This is a genomic window from Geobacillus thermodenitrificans subsp. thermodenitrificans DSM 465 (genome assembly GCF_000496575.1).
Taxonomy (GTDB): Bacteria; Bacillota; Bacilli; order Bacillales; family Anoxybacillaceae; genus Geobacillus; species Geobacillus thermodenitrificans.
On the sequence record NZ_AYKT01000021.1, the window covers coordinates 1 to 15,273 of the forward strand.

A 15,273-nucleotide genomic window follows, 5' to 3' on the forward strand; every position below is an offset into this window, starting at 1 on the left:
GGTTCATTGGAAAAGTAGCGCAATACCCCTTTGTAAATGGAAGCGGCGAGTTGCGTCTGGTAATGATCAGAGGCGAGCAATTCCCGCTCGTCCGGATTCGATAAAAACCCGATCTCAACAAGCGCACCTGGCTTTTTCGCGTGTTTCAACAAATAAACCGTGTCAATCATTTTCGCCACCCGATGAGTGTTTTCCAAGTTGCGCCGTAGCTCAGCCTGGATAAATTTCGCCAGCCGCTCGTTTTCGATGAGCGAACCGTAGTAAAACGTCTGTGCCCCCCGCCATCGCGGCGATGGAATGGCGTTTAAATGAATGCTGATGAATAGATCCGCATCGGACTTGTTAATGAATGTCGTTCGTTCACGCAAGTCTTCCGTTTTCCGCCGGCTGTAGCCGCGCGTTGACGGGCTGGCCAAGTCGCGATCCGTCTCTCGTGTCATAAGCACGAGCGCGCCTTGCTGCTGCAAGTAATCGCGCAGTTTTTTCGCCACGTTCAGCGCGATTTCCTTTTCTACCACCTCGCCGCCAACAGCACCGCCGTCTGGTCCACCGTGGCCGGGGTCTAATACGATAATTCTCCCTGATAACGGAAGATTCCAAGGCTTGGTCGATGTAAGATCAGAAAATAAGGATGGAAATAACAAAACACCGAGGATGGTGATCGCAGCAACAGCGACCAGCCACTTCCACTTTTTTTTCATCGTTTCTCCTCCCGCGCATTTCCCTTCTCTATCTTATATGGGACAAGGCGCGGGAATAGAACTCATTTAGTGAAGTTTTAGCCGGTACCGCTTTTTCCCCCGTTCAAATCCTTCTGTCCACCAGTTACTGATATATTGCTCGCATGCATAGTAAAGTGACTCACCTCGGATATCATCCTCAACATTGCCCCAAAAGCAAAGAAAATCAAACAGCGTGTCAACCAAATATTTCTCCTCTCGGACACAGCGCTGGCGCACACTGTCGGTTGGTTCCCCATAATAGCCAAACCGGCTGTAATGAGCGCCAAGCAAATATGCTTCAATGGCCAAGTCAATGCAGCCTTCCTCGACAACGGATGGGAAAATCCGATACGTTTGGTAGAAAGGGACAAAATGTTCAAGCACTTTGGCCCGCAGTTTCTCGAGCGACAATTCCCGCAACATTTTTCGCTCATAGCGAAGCTGCTTTTCCTGCCTTTTTTCCGTCAATGAAGTGATGACTGCCATCGTTGTTCACGCTCCTTTACGATGTAGTGTTTAACGATCGGACGTAAACATACGTGCGGACCAAAGGCAGAAATAAGCAAAAAACCCAGCCAAATTGGCTGGGTTGGAATAGACGGATATGATTAACGTTTCGAGAACTGCGGAGCGCGGCGGGCGCCTTTGAGCCCATATTTTTTCCGTTCTTTCACGCGGGCATCGCGTGTCAGCAAGCCAGCGCGCTTCAATACCGCGCGGAATTCCGGATCTACTTCAAGCAACGCACGAGCAATGCCGTGACGAATAGCGCCAGCTTGGCCAGCAAATCCGCCACCATGGACGTTCACTAAAACGTCATAGCTGCCGAGCGTTTCCGTCAGGACGAGCGGTTGTTTTACCATTTCGATGAGCGCTTCCGACGGAATGTATTCACGAATGTCATGTTTATTGACGATGATGCGTCCATCGCCCGGGACGAGGCGGACGCGGGCAACTGAGCTTTTGCGACGACCTGTACCGTAATATTGTACTTGTGCCAAAATAAATACCCTCCCTTGTCAATTATCCGCGAAGTTCGTATACTTCCGGTTTTTGCGCTTGATGCGGATGCTCGCTTCCACGGTAAACGTGCAGCTTTTTGAACATTTGACGGCCGAGGCTGCCTTTTGGAAGCATGCCGCGTACTGCCCGTTCAATCATTTGTTCCGGATAGTTTGTGCGCATTTCAAGCGCTGTTCTTACTTTCAAACCGCCCGGGTGTAAGCTGTGGCGATAATACAGTTTTTTCGTTAACTTTTTCCCTGTCAGTTCGACTTTGTCTGCATTGATGACGATCACATGATCCCCGCAGTCGACGTGCGGAGTGAACGTCGGTTTATGTTTGCCGCGCAACAGCGCTGCTACTTCGCTAGCTAAACGACCTAACGTTTTGCCAGCTGCGTCGACAACGTACCATTTACGCTCTACTTCATTCGGTTTCGCCATGTAAGTCGTACGCAATATAGTTCCCTCCTAAAAGAAAAATGAACAAGTAAGTTGATGGTTTATTTCAACACGATTGCTGTCCGGGGCTAATCGTGGAAAATACATGCCATATGATATGATAGCTTGCCGGTGCGCCAATGTCAAGAAAATGTTACACGAGGATTCGTTGTCATGAACCTTCCGTTTCTCCTTTGGGAGCCTTGCGCACCATACAACTTTCCCGGCCGTCTCAAACAGACGTTTGTCTTCCTTCCTAATTGGAAACGACAGGTAACACTCGTATTGCGATGCTTAAAGGGCTTTTGGCCAGTTTATATGAAGAGAAGAGCAGCCCTCAGCTAATGACCGAAACTTTCACCATCATAATACACGCGCCATAAATACAGCCCTTCAGCCGGCGCGGTGGGACCGGCAAGCCGACGGTCTTTCGCCGCAAGCAGCGCCTCAATATCGTCAGGAGGCCGTTTCCCTTGGCCGACCTCAAGCACTGTACCAACGATGATGCGCACCATGTTGTATAAAAAGCCGCTTCCAACAAACCGAAACTGAAGCATTGGGCCATCCACTTCCATTTCGGCCTGATAAATGGTGCGCACACGGTCTTCAATCACCGTTTTGGCCGAACAAAAGCTCGTAAAATCGTGTGTCCCCTTAAGCAAGCCGAGTGCCTCGCTCATGGCGTCTACACGGAGCGGGTACGGATGCCATGCGCAATAATGGCGACGGAACACGTCGCGCTCGGCCGCCGTCCATACGTTATAGCGGTACTCTTTCGCTTTGGCGGAAAAACGGGCGTGAAACGTGCTGTCTGCCTCGTCTACCGAGCGGACAGCGATATCGTCTGGAAGCTGGGCGTTTAACGCCTTTTTCCACTGCTCAGGGGAAAGAGCAAGCGGCGTATCAAAGTGAATGACTTGCCCGTAGGCGTGAACGCCGGCGTCCGTCCTCCCGGAAGCCGTGATTCGCACGTCATCCCCTTTATGCATCCGCTTGAGCACTCCCTCGAACTCGCCTTGCACCGTACGTTTTCCCGGCTGAACTTGATAGCCGGAAAAATACGTGCCATCATACGCTACCACGCATTTGATTCGTCGTGTCATGGCAGTCCTCCGCTATGAACGTAATAGAAAAAGCAATGCAGCCAGCAGCGCGGTGGCGACTAAAAAAGACGTGTCCAACGGCTTCCAGACGAGTTGACGAAATTTCGTCCGTCCTTCCCCGCCCCGGTAGCCGCGCGCTTCCATCGCTGTTGCCAGCTCATCAGCCCGCTTAAACGAACTGATAAACAATGGGACGAGCAGCGAGACGATCGCTTTCACCCGCTCGGAAAAACGACCGCCGGAAAAATCGACACCACGTGCTGCTTGCGCCTTCATAATTTTTTCTGTCTCTTCCATTAGTGTCGGAATAAATCGCAATGAAATCGCCATCATTAAGGCGAGCTCATGGACGGGCACGCGCATTTTTTTGAGCGGCCCGAGTAAACTTTCCACGCCATCGGTCACTTCAATGGGCGTTGTCGTCAGCGTCAGCATCGTCGTCATGAGCACAAGCAGCAAAAACCGCAACGAAATAAAGATTCCTTGTCGAATGCCGCCTTCATAAATCGAAAAGGTGCCGAGCCGGTAGACAACGTCCCCTTCTTTCGTCATGAATAAATGCAATAACATCGTAAACAAAACAACCCATAAAATCGGCTTTAAGCCGCGCATAATGAACGAAAGCGGGATGCGCGACAGGGCCGCAAAAACGAACGTAAATAACGACAACACCGTATAGGTCACCACATTGTTCGCCAAAAAGACGATAAGGACATAGGCAAACACGATCAACAGCTTCGCGCGTGGGTCTAAACGGTGGATCAGCGAATGGCCGGGCACATATTGCCCGATAATCAAATTATTGGTCATGGACGCTCACCTTAGAAAACAATTGCTTGATGGCGTCAGCCGTCTGTTCAATCGTTAAGCATGGCGACGGAATGGTGACGCCAAACCGTCTTTCTAGCTCCTGCTTCAACTTGACCGTTTCCGGCACGCTTAAGCCAATGGCGGCAAGCCGCTCGGGATCACGAAAAATCTCCTCTGGCGTCCCTTGGCCCCATACTGTTCCTTCGTGCATCACAATGATTTCGTCGGCGTATTGGGCGGCATCTTCCATACTGTGGGTGACAAGGACCGTCGTTAGCTGTTTTTCGTGATGAAGACGATAAAACATCTCCATAATTTCCTTACGCCCACGGGGATCAAGTCCAGCAGTCGGTTCATCAAGCACGATCATTTCCGGCTCAAGCGCGAGTACGCCGGCAATGGCGACGCGCCGCATTTGCCCGCCGCTTAAGTCGAACGGCGATTTGGCCAGCACGTCTTCGTTGAGCCCGACAAGCTTGACGAGCTCTTTTGCCTTTCGTTTCGCTTCTTCCTCGGGTACACCGAAATTGAGTGGGCCAAAACAAATATCTTTCTCAACCGTTTCTTCGAACAATTGATGTTCTGGAAACTGAAACACAATCCCGACTTTTTTGCGCAACGGTTTGAGCTGCTTTGGTCGCTTGCTGCCGGTAATCGTCTCTTCGCCGATTTTCACCGTGCCGCTTGTCGGTTGCAATAAGCCGTTTAAATGCTGAAGGAGCGTCGATTTGCCCGAACCCGTATGGCCAACAATGGCGACATACGTTCCGTCCGCAATGGTCACGTTCACATCATATAGCGCCCGGCGGGCGAACGGCGAACGGGCATTGTACACATGCTCTACTTTTTCGAATACAATGTCCATAGCTCCTCGACCAACTCCTCCGTCGTGAAGTATCCCACCCGAAGCGGAATGCCTTTCTCCCGCAAGCGACTGCCCATTTTCACGGCAAACGGCAGATCAAGCCCGATGCGCTCAAGCTTGCCTCCTAGCCGGAAAACATGTTCCGGCGTTCCTTCTGCCATGACTTCTCCTTTGTTCATGACGACAATGCGATCTGCTCTCGCCGCTTCTTCCAGATCATGCGTGATCGATACGACTGTGATGCGTCGCTGGCGATTCAGGCGGCGCACCGTGTCGAGCACTTCTTCCCTCCCACGCGGATCGAGCATCGATGTTGCTTCGTCCAAAATGATCATGTCGGGACGAAGCGCTAAAATGCCAGCGATGGCAACACGTTGCTTCTGCCCACCGGAAAGCCGGTGTGGCTCGTGTTCGAGAAACGATTCCATATGCACTTGGCGGACAGCTTCATGGATACGCTCGACCATTTCATCACGCGGAATGCCGTTGTTTTCAAGAGCAAAGGCGATATCGTCTTCAACGGTCGTCCCGACAAACTGGTTATCTGGATTTTGGAACACCATGCCGACACGGCGGCGTACATCCCAAACGGTTGTTTCATCGAGCGGGCGTCCGAATAGGCGAATGACGCCCCGCTCCGGCCGAAGCAGGCCGATGAGCAGCCGGGCAATGGTCGACTTACCGGATCCGTTATGACCGACAATCGCCAGCCACTCTCCGCGCTCGGCTTGGAAGCTAACGTTTTGTACCGCATACTCCGATTGGTTCGGATAACGGAAATACACTCCTTCGATCGAAAGGATCGGTTCGGCCATAATGGTTTCTCCTTGCCTCGTCACATTCTCAACCATACCTTGCTAAATGATGGTAAACAAAAAAAGGGCATAGATCCAGTTCAAAAGAAACTGTCTCGCCCTTGTTGAAATAAAACAACCGTTACACGAGTTCGATAATGACCATCGGCGCCCCGTCACCGCGGCGAGGACCAAGTTTCATAATGCGCGTATAGCCGCCTTGGCGATCTTGGTAGCGCGGCGCAATGTCACTGAACAGCTTTTGCAGTGCATCTTGGCCAGTTTCGCTGTTGGCGACTTCATTGCGAATAAATGCCGCTGCTTGACGGCGAGCATGCAAATCGCCGCGTTTGCCGAGCGTGATCATTTTTTCAATAACCGAGCGCAATTCTTTTGCCCGTGCCTCAGTCGTTTCGATGCGTTCGTTGATGATTAAGTCCGTCGCTAAATCGCGAAGCAATGCTTTTCGTTGAGAAGTAGTGCGTCCTAATTTTCTGTACGACATCGAATGTCCCTCCCTCTTAAAATAATGTGTTCCTCATTGCCGTCATGATCGGTTGACGCCGAACGCGAAATCTATGGCTAAAGCGCGCTTCCGCCTTGTCGGCGGAGACTGGCGCTTAATCGTCTTTACGCAGGCTAAGCCCCAGCTCGGCCAGCTTCGCCTTCACTTCTTCAAGCGATTTGCGGCCGAGGTTGCGCACTTTCATCATATCTTCTTCCGTTTTTTGCGTCAGCTCTTGAACGGTGTTGATGCCGGCACGTTTTAAGCAGTTGTAGGAACGGACAGAAAGATCGAGTTCCTCGATCGTCATTTCGAGCACTTTTTCTTTTTGGTCGTCCTCTTTTTCTACCATGATCTCAGCATTTTGTGCTTCATCCGTCAGGCCGACAAAAATGTTCAAGTGCTCAGTTAAAATTTTCGCCCCAAGGGAAATGGCCTCTTTCGGCCCGATGCTTCCATCGGTCCACACGTCAATCGTCAATTTGTCATAGTCTGTCACCTGACCGACCCGCGTGTTCTCAACTTGATAGGAAACTCGGGAGACAGGCGTATAAATGGAGTCGATCGGAATCACGCCGATTGGCTGATCTTCACGCTTGTTCGCCTCAGCCGGTACATACCCACGCCCCCGTCTGGCGGTCATGCGCATGCGCAAGCGACCACCTTCCGCCAGCGTAGCAATATGAAGGTCCGGGTTTAAAATTTCTACATCGCTGTCGTGAGTAATATCGGCAGCCGTGACAACTCCTTCACCCTGCACATCGATTTCCAACGTTTTCTCTTCGTCCGAGTAAATTTTCAACGCTAACTTTTTGACATTCAGAATGATGGCTGTTACATCCTCGACGACGCCTTCAATCGTTGAAAACTCGTGCAGTACACCGTCGATTTGCACCGATGTCACAGCCGCACCAGGGAGTGAAGACAATAGGATACGACGCAAGGAGTTCCCTAAGGTTGTTCCATATCCGCGCTCGAGCGGTTCGACCACGAATTTGCCGTATTTGGCATCTTCGCTCAGTTCGACCGTTTCAATTTTCGGCTTTTCAATTTCAATCATCGATTATTATACCCTCCTTCAAAACGTCGAGACCCCGACCAAACGGTACACGCCTAATAACATTCCCCCATAAATCTATATCTACGCTTGCCAGCGGACGAAGCCGGCTCCCCTGTCATGGTCTTTATCATATCCCATTATTGACAATGGTTCAAATTCTATACAGGGGCGTTACACGCGGCGACGTTTTGGCGGACGGCATCCATTGTGCGGGATCGGAGTGACGTCTTTGATCGCCGTAATTTCTAATCCGGCTGCTTGCAACGCACGGATCGCTGCTTCACGGCCAGCCCCAGGACCTTTCACGTTCACTTCGACCGTTTTCATGCCATGTTCCATCGATGCTTTTGCTGCTGCCTCTGCAGCCATTTGTGCTGCAAACGGCGTCGATTTGCGCGAACCTTTGAACCCTAATGCGCCAGCGCTTGACCAAGCAATGGCGTTGCCATGAACGTCCGTAATCGTTACGATCGTGTTGTTGAAAGTCGAACGAATATGAGCGATGCCCGTATCAATATTTTTTCTTACGCGGCGTTTACGAGTATTTGTTCTACGTGCCATTCGTCAAATGACCTCCTTTGCATGATTATTTCTTCTTGTTCGCTACCGTACGGCGCGGGCCTTTACGCGTGCGAGCATTGTTTTTCGTGTTTTGACCACGAACCGGCAACCCACGGCGATGACGAAGACCACGATAGCAGCCGATTTCCATTAACCGTTTAATGTTTAACGATACTTCACGGCGCAAGTCGCCTTCCACTTTTAAGCGGCCAACGATTTCACGAATGCGGCCAAGCTCCTCTTCCGTTAAATCGCGAACGCGTGTGTCTTCCGATACGCCTGCTTCTTTTAAGATTTTTTGCGCAGTCGGTTTGCCGATCCCATAAATGTATGTTAACGAAATAACTACTCGTTTATCGCGCGGAATGTCAACACCTGCAATACGTGCCATATTGTACACCTCCTTGGAAATTACCCTTGACGTTGTTTATGCTTCGGATTCTCACAAATGACCATTACTTTGCCATGTCTGCGAATGACTTTGCATTTTTCGCAAATTGGTTTGACAGATGGTCTCACTTTCATGTTGTTTACCTCCCTATTAAACGGAGTGCATTCTTTATTTATATCGATACGTAATCCGTCCACGCGTTAAATCATACGGCGACAACTCCACCGTCACTTTATCGCCAGGCAAAATGCGGATGAAGTGCATACGGATTTTGCCGGACACATGGGCCAATACTGTGTGCCCATTTTCTAATTCTACACGAAACATCGCATTTGGCAATGTTTCAATGACGGTGCCTTCCACTTCAATTACATCGTCTTTTGCCATCGAGCGGCTCTCCCTCCTTCGAATGAGTAACATTGTGTTACGCAAAACCGAACGGACATAAGGCGGGCGATGTCCACGATGATCGAGAAGGTCGATAAACGGCCGCCTTGATCGCTGAATCAGTTGAGTGGTCTAAGGCCACCGCAAACTCTGAAGAAAAGCTTGCTGACCTGCCCCGACGCTTAGAGACTGCGCTGCCTGCATCCGTTCATGTTAAGATTTCATAGCCTTGCTCTGTAATAACAATCGTATGTTCGAAATGAGCACACCGTTTTCCGTCCACCGTGACAACAGTCCAATCGTCAGCCAATGTTTTCACATGACGACTTCCAGCATTGACCATCGGCTCAATGCACAGCGTCATGCCTGGCCGCAAAATTGGTCCTCTATTCGGTGGACCATAATGAGGGACTTGTGGGTCTTCATGTAAGTGTTGACCAATTCCGTGCCCGACATACTCGCGGACGACGGAAAAATGGTGCGCTTCGACGTATGTTTGAATCGCATGAGAAATGTTTGTCAAGCGGGCACCTGGCTTCGCCTCTGCGAGTCCAACATACAACGATTGTTCCGTCACGTCAAGCAACCGCTTCGTCTCAGCGTCGATCTCCCCAACTGGATATGTCCAAGCTGAGTCAGCATGGTAGCCTTCATACTGTGCTCCCACATCGACCGTAATAATGTCGCCCTCGCGTAGCATGCGATTGCCGGGAATTCCGTGCACGAGTTCCTCATTTACTGAGGCGCAAATGCTTCCTGGAAACCCTTGATACCCTTTAAACGACGGAATGGCGCCATGGGAACGAATTACTTCCTCCGCAATGGCGTCCAGTTCCTTTGTCGTTATCCCGGGACGAATATGCTTTTTCAGCTCTTCTAAGGTAAGGGAAACAATTTTTCCCGCCTCACGCATAAGGGCAATTTCATGCTCGGTTTTATAAATAATCATCGAGTAAGTCCCCCGAGCAATTCGCGAATGTCGCTAAACACTTTTTCCATTTCTTGTTCGCCGTTAATGTGGCGCAAATAGCCTTTTTGCTCATAGAAATCGAGCAATGGCTTCATTTGTTTCGTATTCACCTCAAGCCGATTCGCCACTGTTGCTTCATTATCGTCAGGGCGCTGATAAAGCTCGCCACCGCATTTATCACATACGCCTGGCTGAGCCGGTGGGTGAAAAACAAGATGGTATGTCGCTCCGCAGTTGCGACAAATTCGTCTGCCTGTGAGGCGCTCCATTAACACATCTTGGCGAACATCGATATGGATGACATAGTCAAGCTTGCGGCCGATTTCAGCCAGCATCGCTTCCAGCGCCTCCGCTTGGGCAACCGTGCGTGGGAATCCGTCAAGCAAAAAGCCGTTTTGGCAGTCGTCTTTGCTTAACCGTTCACGGACGATACCGATCGTCACCTCATCCGGAACAAGATCACCACGGTCGATATATTCTTTTGCCTGCAATCCTAACGGTGTGCCTTCTTTCATCGCCGCCCGAAACATATCCCCGGTTGAAATATGTGGGATTCCATACGTTTCTACGATTTTCTCGGCTTGCGTGCCTTTGCCGGCACCTGGCAGCCCCATCAGCACTAAATTCATCCTAACTCCCCCCACGCACAAGAGATGTCGACTCTTGCCTTCTTTACTTGATGAATCCTCGGTAATGGCGTTTTACCAGCTGGCTCTCAAGCTGTTTCATCGTCTCAAGGGCCACGCCGACAACGATGAGCAAGCTCGTACCACCGATCTGTGCGGAAGGCGGCAAGTTCGCAAAGTTTACAAAGAACACCGGCAGCACGGCAATGAACGCTAAAAAGAGCGAGCCGACGAGCGTCAATCGGTATAAAATTCTCGTTACGTACTCTTGTGTATTTTTTCCAGGGCGAATACCTGGGATGTAACCGCCTTGCTTTTTCAAGTTATCAGCCATCTGTTCCGGGTTGACTTGAACAAACGCGTAAAAGTACGTAAACGCGATAATAAGCACGACATAGATCGTCATGCCAACCGGATGAGTATAGTCAAACGTTCGGCGAATCCACAATGTTACATCATTCGTGCCAAAAAACGATGCAATCGTCGGTGGTGCAATCAAAAAGGATACGGCAAAAATGACCGGAATGACCCCGGCTGGATTCACTTTGAGCGGCAAATGAGTCGAATGGCCGCCGACCGGGTTTCGGCCTTCAAGCCGCTTCGCATATTGAATCGGAATTTTCCGGAACGCCTGCTGAATGTAAATAACGCCAACAATAACAGCAACAACTGCCAACGCTACAAGCAGCAACCGGACAATACGTAAAAACAAGTCTTCCCCGACATTTTCAAATTGTTGGGCGTAAATTTGGTTCAAAATCGTCGGAATGCCGGAGACGATCCCAGCAAAAATAATGATCGAAATTCCGTTCCCGACTCCTTTGGCAGTGATCTGTTCGCCGAGCCACATTAAAAAAGCTGTGCCAGCGGTCAAAACAACCGCGATCAGCAAATATGTGCCAATGCCCGGATTTTGAATAAGCATCCCGCCGGCCAAATTGTTGAAGCCGTACGACATGCCGAGCGCTTGGATAAATCCAAGCACGATCGTAAAATAGCGGGTAAACTGAGCTAATTTACGTCGGCCCATCTCGCCTTGCTTCGACCATTCCGCGAATTTTGGAACGACGTCCATTTGCAACAGCTGGACGATAATTGATGCCGTAATGTAGGGCATAACCCCCATGGCAAAAATCGAAAAGTTTTGCAGCGCCCCGCCGCCAAAAATGTTCAGGACGCCGAATGCATTTAATTGGTCTTGCAGTTTTAATACATCGGTGTTCACGCTCGGAACAGGGATGAATGTTCCGATGCGGAACACGATTAGCATAAGGAGAGTGAAAATGATTTTGTTTCGAATATCACTGACGCGCATAAAGTTGGAGATTGTCCGAAACATTAAATCACCTCAGTTTTACCGCCAGCCGCCTCGATAGCCTCTTTTGCCGATGCCGAGAACTTATGCGCTTTGACCGTTAACTTTTTCTCGATTTGACCTTTGCCTAAAATTTTCACGCCCGACTTCAGCTTGCTGATTACACCTTTTTCAAGCAACAATTCCGGTGTAACTTCCGTGCCATCTTCGAAAATGTTCAGTCTATCTAAGTTGACTACCGCATATTCTTTGCGGTTGATGTTCGTGAACCCGCGTTTCGGCAAGCGGCGGAACAAAGGCGTTTGGCCTCCTTCAAATCCAAGGCGAACCCCTCCGCCGGAGCGAGCTTTTTGACCTTTGTGACCACGGCCAGCCGTTTTGCCGTTGCCCGAACCGATTCCGCGGCCGACACGAACAGCTTTTTTCCGGGAACCCGGCGCTGGTTGCAATTCATGAAGTTTCATGGCGAAGCACCTCCTTATGATCTCATTATTCTTCAATTTCTTTTACTGTCACAAGGTGAGCGACTTTGTTAATCATCCCACGGATGGCGGGATTATCATTATGAACGACCGTTTGGTGCATTTTCCGCAAGCCGAGTGTTTTCACGGTAATGCGTTGGTCTTCCGGACGACCAATCACGCTGCGCGTGAGGGTAATCGCCAATTTCTTTGCCATGATCGTTCCCTCCTTATCCTAACAGTTCCTCGACTGTTTTGCCGCGCAATTTTGCTACGTCTTCGGCGCGTTTTAATTGTTTTAATCCGTCGAACGTTGCACGCACCATGTTGATTGGCGTGTTCGAGCCGATCGATTTCGACAAAATGTCGCTGATGCCTGCCAACTCTAATACAGCACGAGCTGGACCACCGGCGATAACTCCAGTACCTTCGGAAGCCGGTTTTAAAATAATTTCTCCGGCACCAAAATGACCGATCACTTCATGCGGAATCGTCGTACCAACAATCGGTACTTCCATTAAATTTTTCTTCGCATCTTCAATGGCTTTGCGGATTGCTTCCGGAACTTCTTGCGCTTTCCCTGTACCAAATCCAACATGGCCGTTTTTATCGCCGACAACGACTAAAGCTGAAAAGCGCAGGCGACGTCCGCCTTTTACAACTTTTGCTACACGGTTTATCGCGACTACACGCTCTTCCAATTCAAGTTTGTTTGGATCAATACGACGCATCGGTGTCCCTCCTTTAATTAGAATTCCAAGCCGGCTTCGCGGGCGGCATCCGCTAATGCTTTAACCCGTCCATGATATAAATATCCACCGCGGTCGAACACAACTTGTTTAATGCCTTTCTCTAACGCCCGTTTGGCAACAAGTTCGCCGACTTTTTTCGCCGCATCAATGTTGTTTGTCGAATCTAAGCTGAACTCTTTATCCAATGTTGAGGCGCTGACAATCGTTGCCGATTTCACATCGTCGATAATTTGCGCGTAAATATGTTTGTTCGAACGGAACACGCTCAACCGCGGACGTTCAGCTGTGCCGAAGATTTTTTTACGGATGCGCGCGTGTCTTTTTTTACGGACCGCGTTTCGGTCAACTTTCGTGATCATCGAATGTCACTCCTTTCGCTTCGCTATGCCGCGTTATTTACCAGTTTTACCTTCTTTTAAGCGCACAACTTCGCCTTCGTAGCGAATACCTTTACCTTTATACGGCTCCGGCGGACGTACGGCGCGAATGTTGGCTGCCAGTTCGCCCACGCGCTGTTTGTCTGCCCCTTTGACGATGACTTTCGTTTGAGCTGGCACTTCAATTTCAAGCCCTTCTTCCGGCTCAATTTCTACCGGATGAGAGTAGCCGACGCTCAATACGAGCTTTTTCCCTTGTTTCGATGCACGGTATCCGACACCGACCAGCTCAAGGGCTTTTTCATAGCCTTTCGAAACGCCTTCGACCATGTTAGCAAGCAAGCTGCGCGTCGTACCGTGAAGCGCGCGATGTTGCTTCTCATCGCTTGGGCGTGTAACGGTGATCACATTGTCTTCAACGTTGATCGTAATATCCGGGTGGAACGTGCGGGTTAATTCCCCTTTCGGGCCTTTGACCGTAACCGTATTGCCGTTCACCGTGACAGTGACACCGGCAGGAATTTCAATTGGTTTTTTGCCGACACGTGACATGTCAAAAACACCTCCATTCTTGAACAAATAAATTACCAAACGTAGGCGATTACTTCGCCGCCCGTACCTTTTTGCCGTGCTTCTTTGTCTGTTAAGATGCCTTGCGACGTCGAGAGAATGGCGATCCCTAAGCCGTTTAAGACGCGCGGCACTTCATGAGCCTTAACATATACGCGCAACCCTGGTTTGCTGATGCGTTTCAGCCCGGTAATGACGCGTTCGTTGTTCGAACCGTATTTCAAGAAAATGCGGAGAATACCTTGTTTGTTGTCTTCGATATATTCCACATCACGAATAAACCCTTCACGCTTCAAAATCTCGGCGATTTCCCGCTTGATTTTCGAAGCCGGGACTTCGAGTTTTTCGTGACGTACCATGTTCGCATTGCGGATGCGAGTTAGCATATCAGCAATTGGATCTGTCATCACCATTTTGTTTTACCTCCTTCCCAATCAATGGGTTTATTACCAGCTGGCTTTTTTAATGCCTGGAAGTTGACCTTTATATGCGAGTTCACGGAAACAAATACGGCAAAGTTTAAATTTGCGGTAAACCGAATGCGGGCGGCCGCAGCGCTCGCAGCGGGTGTACGCTCTCACTTTAAACTTCGGCGTCCGTTTTTGTTTCGCGATCATCGATTTTTTAGCCACGATTTCGCCTCCCTTGCGTTATGGGATCATTATTTTTGGAATGGCATGCCGAGCAACGTTAACAATTCACGCGCTTCTTCATCCGTGTTGGCCGTCGTGACGATCACGATATCCATGCCGCGCACTTTATTGACTTTATCGTAGTCGATCTCTGGGAAAATGAGTTGTTCTTTAATACCGAGCGTATAGTTACCGCGTCCGTCGAACGCTTTTTTCGATACGCCGCGGAAGTCGCGTACGCGCGGAAGCGAGACCGAAATCAATTTATCAAGGAATTCATACATCCGTTCACCACGCAACGTGACTTTCGCACCGATCGGCATTCCTTGACGAAGGCGGAAACCAGCGATCGATTTTTTCGCGCGTGTCACAACCGGGCGTTGGCCAGCGATCAATGTCAGCTCTTCTACAGCGCTGTCTAATGCTTTCGGGTTTTGCACCGCATCGCCGACACCCATATTAATGACGATCTTTTCGATTTTCGGAACTTGCATGATCGATTTATAGTTGAACTTGCTCATGAGAGCAGGCACGACTTCTTTGGTATATTTCTCTTTTAGGCGGTTCATAAAAGTACCTCCCTTCCTGCGTCACGGTTATTTATCCAAAATCTCTCCGGATTTTTTCGCATAGCGCACTTTTTTGCCGTCGACAACTTTGTAGCCAACGCGCGTCGGCGTACCTGTTTTCGGATCCAACGGCATCACTTTGGAAACGTGGATTGGCGCTTCTTTTTCAATAATGCCGCCTTGCGGGTTCGCTTGCGACGGTTTCGCATGCTTTTTCACGATATTGACGCCTTCCACAATGACGCGGTTTTTCTTCGGAAATGCCGCCAGGATGACGCCTTGTTTGCCTTTGTCTTTGCCGGAGATTACTTGCACTTTGTCACCTTTTTTTACATGCATCGGATTCGCACCTCCTTGAAA

At 49.8% G+C, this 15,273-nt stretch carries 26 protein-coding genes; all 26 read right to left on the reverse strand.

Annotated elements, in window-relative coordinates:
- On the reverse strand, window positions 1–701 hold a 701-nt coding region (cwlD, locus tag DSM465_RS0115690; protein WP_029761782.1), incomplete at its 3' end, for an N-acetylmuramoyl-L-alanine amidase CwlD.
- A gap of 66 nt (window positions 702–767) precedes the next feature.
- A complete protein-coding gene (locus DSM465_RS0115695; protein ID WP_011886633.1) occupies window positions 768–1,208 on the reverse strand; it encodes a YbaK family protein in 441 nt (146 codons plus the stop codon).
- Window positions 1,209–1,330: 122 nt separating this feature from the next.
- Window positions 1,331–1,723, reverse strand: a complete 393-nt coding sequence (gene rpsI, locus DSM465_RS0115700; protein WP_008881911.1) for a 30S ribosomal protein S9 — start codon at window positions 1,721–1,723, stop codon at window positions 1,331–1,333.
- 22 nt (window positions 1,724–1,745) lie between these two features.
- Window positions 1,746–2,183: a 50S ribosomal protein L13 gene (gene rplM / locus DSM465_RS0115705; protein ID WP_008881912.1), complete on the reverse strand. Its 438-nt coding sequence runs from the start codon at window positions 2,181–2,183 to the stop codon at window positions 1,746–1,748.
- A 323-nt stretch (window positions 2,184–2,506) separates the two neighbouring features.
- Window positions 2,507–3,268 (reverse strand): tRNA pseudouridine(38-40) synthase TruA, encoded by a 762-nt coding sequence (gene truA / locus DSM465_RS0115710; protein ID WP_008881913.1) that lies wholly within the window; start codon window positions 3,266–3,268, stop codon window positions 2,507–2,509.
- A gap of 12 nt (window positions 3,269–3,280) precedes the next feature.
- Entirely contained in the window at window positions 3,281–4,078 is a 798-nt protein-coding gene (locus tag DSM465_RS0115715; protein WP_011886632.1) for an energy-coupling factor transporter transmembrane component T family protein, read from the reverse strand.
- Window positions 4,068–4,943, reverse strand: a complete 876-nt coding sequence (locus DSM465_RS0115720) for an energy-coupling factor ABC transporter ATP-binding protein (protein WP_008881915.1) — start codon at window positions 4,941–4,943, stop codon at window positions 4,068–4,070. The genes DSM465_RS0115715 and DSM465_RS0115720 overlap by 11 nt, the downstream gene beginning before the upstream one ends.
- Window positions 4,919–5,758 carry an energy-coupling factor ABC transporter ATP-binding protein gene (locus tag DSM465_RS0115725; RefSeq protein ID WP_008881916.1) on the reverse strand — a complete coding sequence of 280 codons (840 nt, stop codon included), beginning with the start codon at window positions 5,756–5,758 and terminating at the stop codon, window positions 4,919–4,921. The genes DSM465_RS0115720 and DSM465_RS0115725 overlap by 25 nt, the downstream gene beginning before the upstream one ends.
- Window positions 5,759–5,879: 121 nt before the next feature.
- Window positions 5,880–6,242, reverse strand: a complete 363-nt coding sequence (gene rplQ / locus DSM465_RS0115730; protein WP_008881917.1) for a 50S ribosomal protein L17 — start codon at window positions 6,240–6,242, stop codon at window positions 5,880–5,882.
- A 115-nt stretch (window positions 6,243–6,357) separates the two neighbouring features.
- Window positions 6,358–7,302: a DNA-directed RNA polymerase subunit alpha gene (locus DSM465_RS0115735; RefSeq protein ID WP_008881918.1), complete on the reverse strand. Its 945-nt coding sequence runs from the start codon at window positions 7,300–7,302 to the stop codon at window positions 6,358–6,360.
- Between the two features lie 171 nt (window positions 7,303–7,473).
- Window positions 7,474–7,863 carry a 30S ribosomal protein S11 gene (gene rpsK / locus DSM465_RS0115740; RefSeq protein WP_008881919.1) on the reverse strand — a complete coding sequence of 130 codons (390 nt, stop codon included), beginning with the start codon at window positions 7,861–7,863 and terminating at the stop codon, window positions 7,474–7,476.
- Between the two features lie 25 nt (window positions 7,864–7,888).
- On the reverse strand, window positions 7,889–8,254 hold the full coding sequence (rpsM, locus tag DSM465_RS0115745) for a 30S ribosomal protein S13 (RefSeq protein ID WP_008881920.1): 366 nt from the start codon (window positions 8,252–8,254) through the stop codon (window positions 7,889–7,891).
- Between the two features lie 20 nt (window positions 8,255–8,274).
- Complete coding sequence (rpmJ, locus tag DSM465_RS0115750) at window positions 8,275–8,388, reverse strand: 50S ribosomal protein L36 (RefSeq protein WP_008881921.1); 114 nt, start codon at window positions 8,386–8,388, stop codon at window positions 8,275–8,277.
- A 34-nt stretch (window positions 8,389–8,422) separates the two neighbouring features.
- Window positions 8,423–8,641: a translation initiation factor IF-1 gene (gene infA, locus DSM465_RS0115755; RefSeq protein WP_008881922.1), complete on the reverse strand. Its 219-nt coding sequence runs from the start codon at window positions 8,639–8,641 to the stop codon at window positions 8,423–8,425.
- Window positions 8,642–8,849: 208 nt separating this feature from the next.
- Window positions 8,850–9,590: a type I methionyl aminopeptidase gene (map, locus tag DSM465_RS0115760; protein WP_008881923.1), complete on the reverse strand. Its 741-nt coding sequence runs from the start codon at window positions 9,588–9,590 to the stop codon at window positions 8,850–8,852.
- Window positions 9,587–10,240 carry an adenylate kinase gene (locus tag DSM465_RS0115765; RefSeq protein ID WP_008881924.1) on the reverse strand — a complete coding sequence of 218 codons (654 nt, stop codon included), beginning with the start codon at window positions 10,238–10,240 and terminating at the stop codon, window positions 9,587–9,589. Before DSM465_RS0115765 ends, map begins: the two co-directional genes overlap by 4 nt.
- 43 nt (window positions 10,241–10,283) lie before the next feature.
- Entirely contained in the window at window positions 10,284–11,576 is a 1,293-nt protein-coding gene (secY, locus tag DSM465_RS0115770; protein WP_008881925.1) for a preprotein translocase subunit SecY, read from the reverse strand.
- Window positions 11,576–12,016: a 50S ribosomal protein L15 gene (gene rplO, locus DSM465_RS0115775; RefSeq protein ID WP_008881926.1), complete on the reverse strand. Its 441-nt coding sequence runs from the start codon at window positions 12,014–12,016 to the stop codon at window positions 11,576–11,578. Before rplO ends, secY begins: the two co-directional genes overlap by 1 nt.
- Before the next feature lie 25 nt (window positions 12,017–12,041).
- Window positions 12,042–12,230, reverse strand: coding sequence for a 50S ribosomal protein L30 (gene rpmD / locus DSM465_RS0115780; protein ID WP_008881927.1), 189 nt, complete (start codon window positions 12,228–12,230; stop codon window positions 12,042–12,044).
- 13 nt (window positions 12,231–12,243) lie between these two features.
- Window positions 12,244–12,744, reverse strand: coding sequence for a 30S ribosomal protein S5 (gene rpsE / locus DSM465_RS0115785; RefSeq protein WP_008881928.1), 501 nt, complete (start codon window positions 12,742–12,744; stop codon window positions 12,244–12,246).
- 17 nt (window positions 12,745–12,761) lie between these two features.
- Entirely contained in the window at window positions 12,762–13,124 is a 363-nt protein-coding gene (gene rplR / locus DSM465_RS0115790; protein WP_008881929.1) for a 50S ribosomal protein L18, read from the reverse strand.
- A 33-nt stretch (window positions 13,125–13,157) separates the two neighbouring features.
- Window positions 13,158–13,694 carry a 50S ribosomal protein L6 gene (rplF, locus tag DSM465_RS0115795; RefSeq protein WP_008881930.1) on the reverse strand — a complete coding sequence of 179 codons (537 nt, stop codon included), beginning with the start codon at window positions 13,692–13,694 and terminating at the stop codon, window positions 13,158–13,160.
- 32 nt (window positions 13,695–13,726) lie between these two features.
- Complete coding sequence (gene rpsH, locus DSM465_RS0115800; protein WP_029761766.1) at window positions 13,727–14,125, reverse strand: 30S ribosomal protein S8; 399 nt, start codon at window positions 14,123–14,125, stop codon at window positions 13,727–13,729.
- Between the two features lie 33 nt (window positions 14,126–14,158).
- On the reverse strand, window positions 14,159–14,344 hold the full coding sequence (locus tag DSM465_RS0115805; RefSeq protein WP_003247599.1) for a type Z 30S ribosomal protein S14: 186 nt from the start codon (window positions 14,342–14,344) through the stop codon (window positions 14,159–14,161).
- A gap of 29 nt (window positions 14,345–14,373) precedes the next feature.
- Window positions 14,374–14,913: a 50S ribosomal protein L5 gene (gene rplE / locus DSM465_RS0115810; protein WP_008881932.1), complete on the reverse strand. Its 540-nt coding sequence runs from the start codon at window positions 14,911–14,913 to the stop codon at window positions 14,374–14,376.
- Between the two features lie 27 nt (window positions 14,914–14,940).
- Window positions 14,941–15,252: a 50S ribosomal protein L24 gene (gene rplX, locus DSM465_RS0115815; RefSeq protein WP_029761767.1), complete on the reverse strand. Its 312-nt coding sequence runs from the start codon at window positions 15,250–15,252 to the stop codon at window positions 14,941–14,943.
- Window positions 15,253–15,273 lie beyond the last annotated feature (21 nt).

Bases quoted from the DNA above. Each gene is read 5' to 3' on its own strand.
- infA (WP_008881922.1), bottom strand. From the start codon at position 8,641: ATGGCAAAAGACGATGTAATTGAAGTGGAAGGCACCGTCATTGAAACA.
- DSM465_RS0115715 (WP_011886632.1), bottom strand. From the start codon at position 4,078: ATGACCAATAATTTGATTATCGGGCAATATGTGCCCGGCCATTCGCTG.
- rplQ (WP_008881917.1), bottom strand. From the start codon at position 6,242: ATGTCGTACAGAAAATTAGGACGCACTACTTCTCAACGAAAAGCATTG.
- DSM465_RS0115725 (WP_008881916.1), bottom strand. From the start codon at position 5,758: ATGGCCGAACCGATCCTTTCGATCGAAGGAGTGTATTTCCGTTATCCG.
- rplR (WP_008881929.1), bottom strand. From the start codon at position 13,124: ATGATCACGAAAGTTGACCGAAACGCGGTCCGTAAAAAAAGACACGCG.
- truA (WP_008881913.1), bottom strand. From the start codon at position 3,268: ATGACACGACGAATCAAATGCGTGGTAGCGTATGATGGCACGTATTTT.
- DSM465_RS0115695 (WP_011886633.1), bottom strand. From the start codon at position 1,208: ATGGCAGTCATCACTTCATTGACGGAAAAAAGGCAGGAAAAGCAGCTT.
- rpsM (WP_008881920.1), bottom strand. From the start codon at position 8,254: ATGGCACGTATTGCAGGTGTTGACATTCCGCGCGATAAACGAGTAGTT.
- rplF (WP_008881930.1), bottom strand. From the start codon at position 13,694: ATGTCACGTGTCGGCAAAAAACCAATTGAAATTCCTGCCGGTGTCACT.
- DSM465_RS0115720 (WP_008881915.1), bottom strand. From the start codon at position 4,943: ATGGACATTGTATTCGAAAAAGTAGAGCATGTGTACAATGCCCGTTCG.
- rpsH (WP_029761766.1), bottom strand. From the start codon at position 14,125: ATGGTGATGACAGATCCAATTGCTGATATGCTAACTCGCATCCGCAAT.
- rpsK (WP_008881919.1), bottom strand. From the start codon at position 7,863: ATGGCACGTAGAACAAATACTCGTAAACGCCGCGTAAGAAAAAATATT.
- DSM465_RS0115765 (WP_008881924.1), bottom strand. From the start codon at position 10,240: ATGAATTTAGTGCTGATGGGGCTGCCAGGTGCCGGCAAAGGCACGCAA.
- rpsE (WP_008881928.1), bottom strand. From the start codon at position 12,744: ATGCGTCGTATTGATCCAAACAAACTTGAATTGGAAGAGCGTGTAGTC.
- rplX (WP_029761767.1), bottom strand. From the start codon at position 15,252: ATGCATGTAAAAAAAGGTGACAAAGTGCAAGTAATCTCCGGCAAAGAC.
- rplO (WP_008881926.1), bottom strand. From the start codon at position 12,016: ATGAAACTTCATGAATTGCAACCAGCGCCGGGTTCCCGGAAAAAAGCT.
- DSM465_RS0115735 (WP_008881918.1), bottom strand. From the start codon at position 7,302: ATGATTGAAATTGAAAAGCCGAAAATTGAAACGGTCGAACTGAGCGAA.
- rpmD (WP_008881927.1), bottom strand. From the start codon at position 12,230: ATGGCAAAGAAATTGGCGATTACCCTCACGCGCAGCGTGATTGGTCGT.
- rplE (WP_008881932.1), bottom strand. From the start codon at position 14,913: ATGAACCGCCTAAAAGAGAAATATACCAAAGAAGTCGTGCCTGCTCTC.
- secY (WP_008881925.1), bottom strand. From the start codon at position 11,576: ATGTTTCGGACAATCTCCAACTTTATGCGCGTCAGTGATATTCGAAAC.
- map (WP_008881923.1), bottom strand. From the start codon at position 9,590: ATGATTATTTATAAAACCGAGCATGAAATTGCCCTTATGCGTGAGGCG.
- rpmJ (WP_008881921.1), bottom strand. From the start codon at position 8,388: ATGAAAGTGAGACCATCTGTCAAACCAATTTGCGAAAAATGCAAAGTC.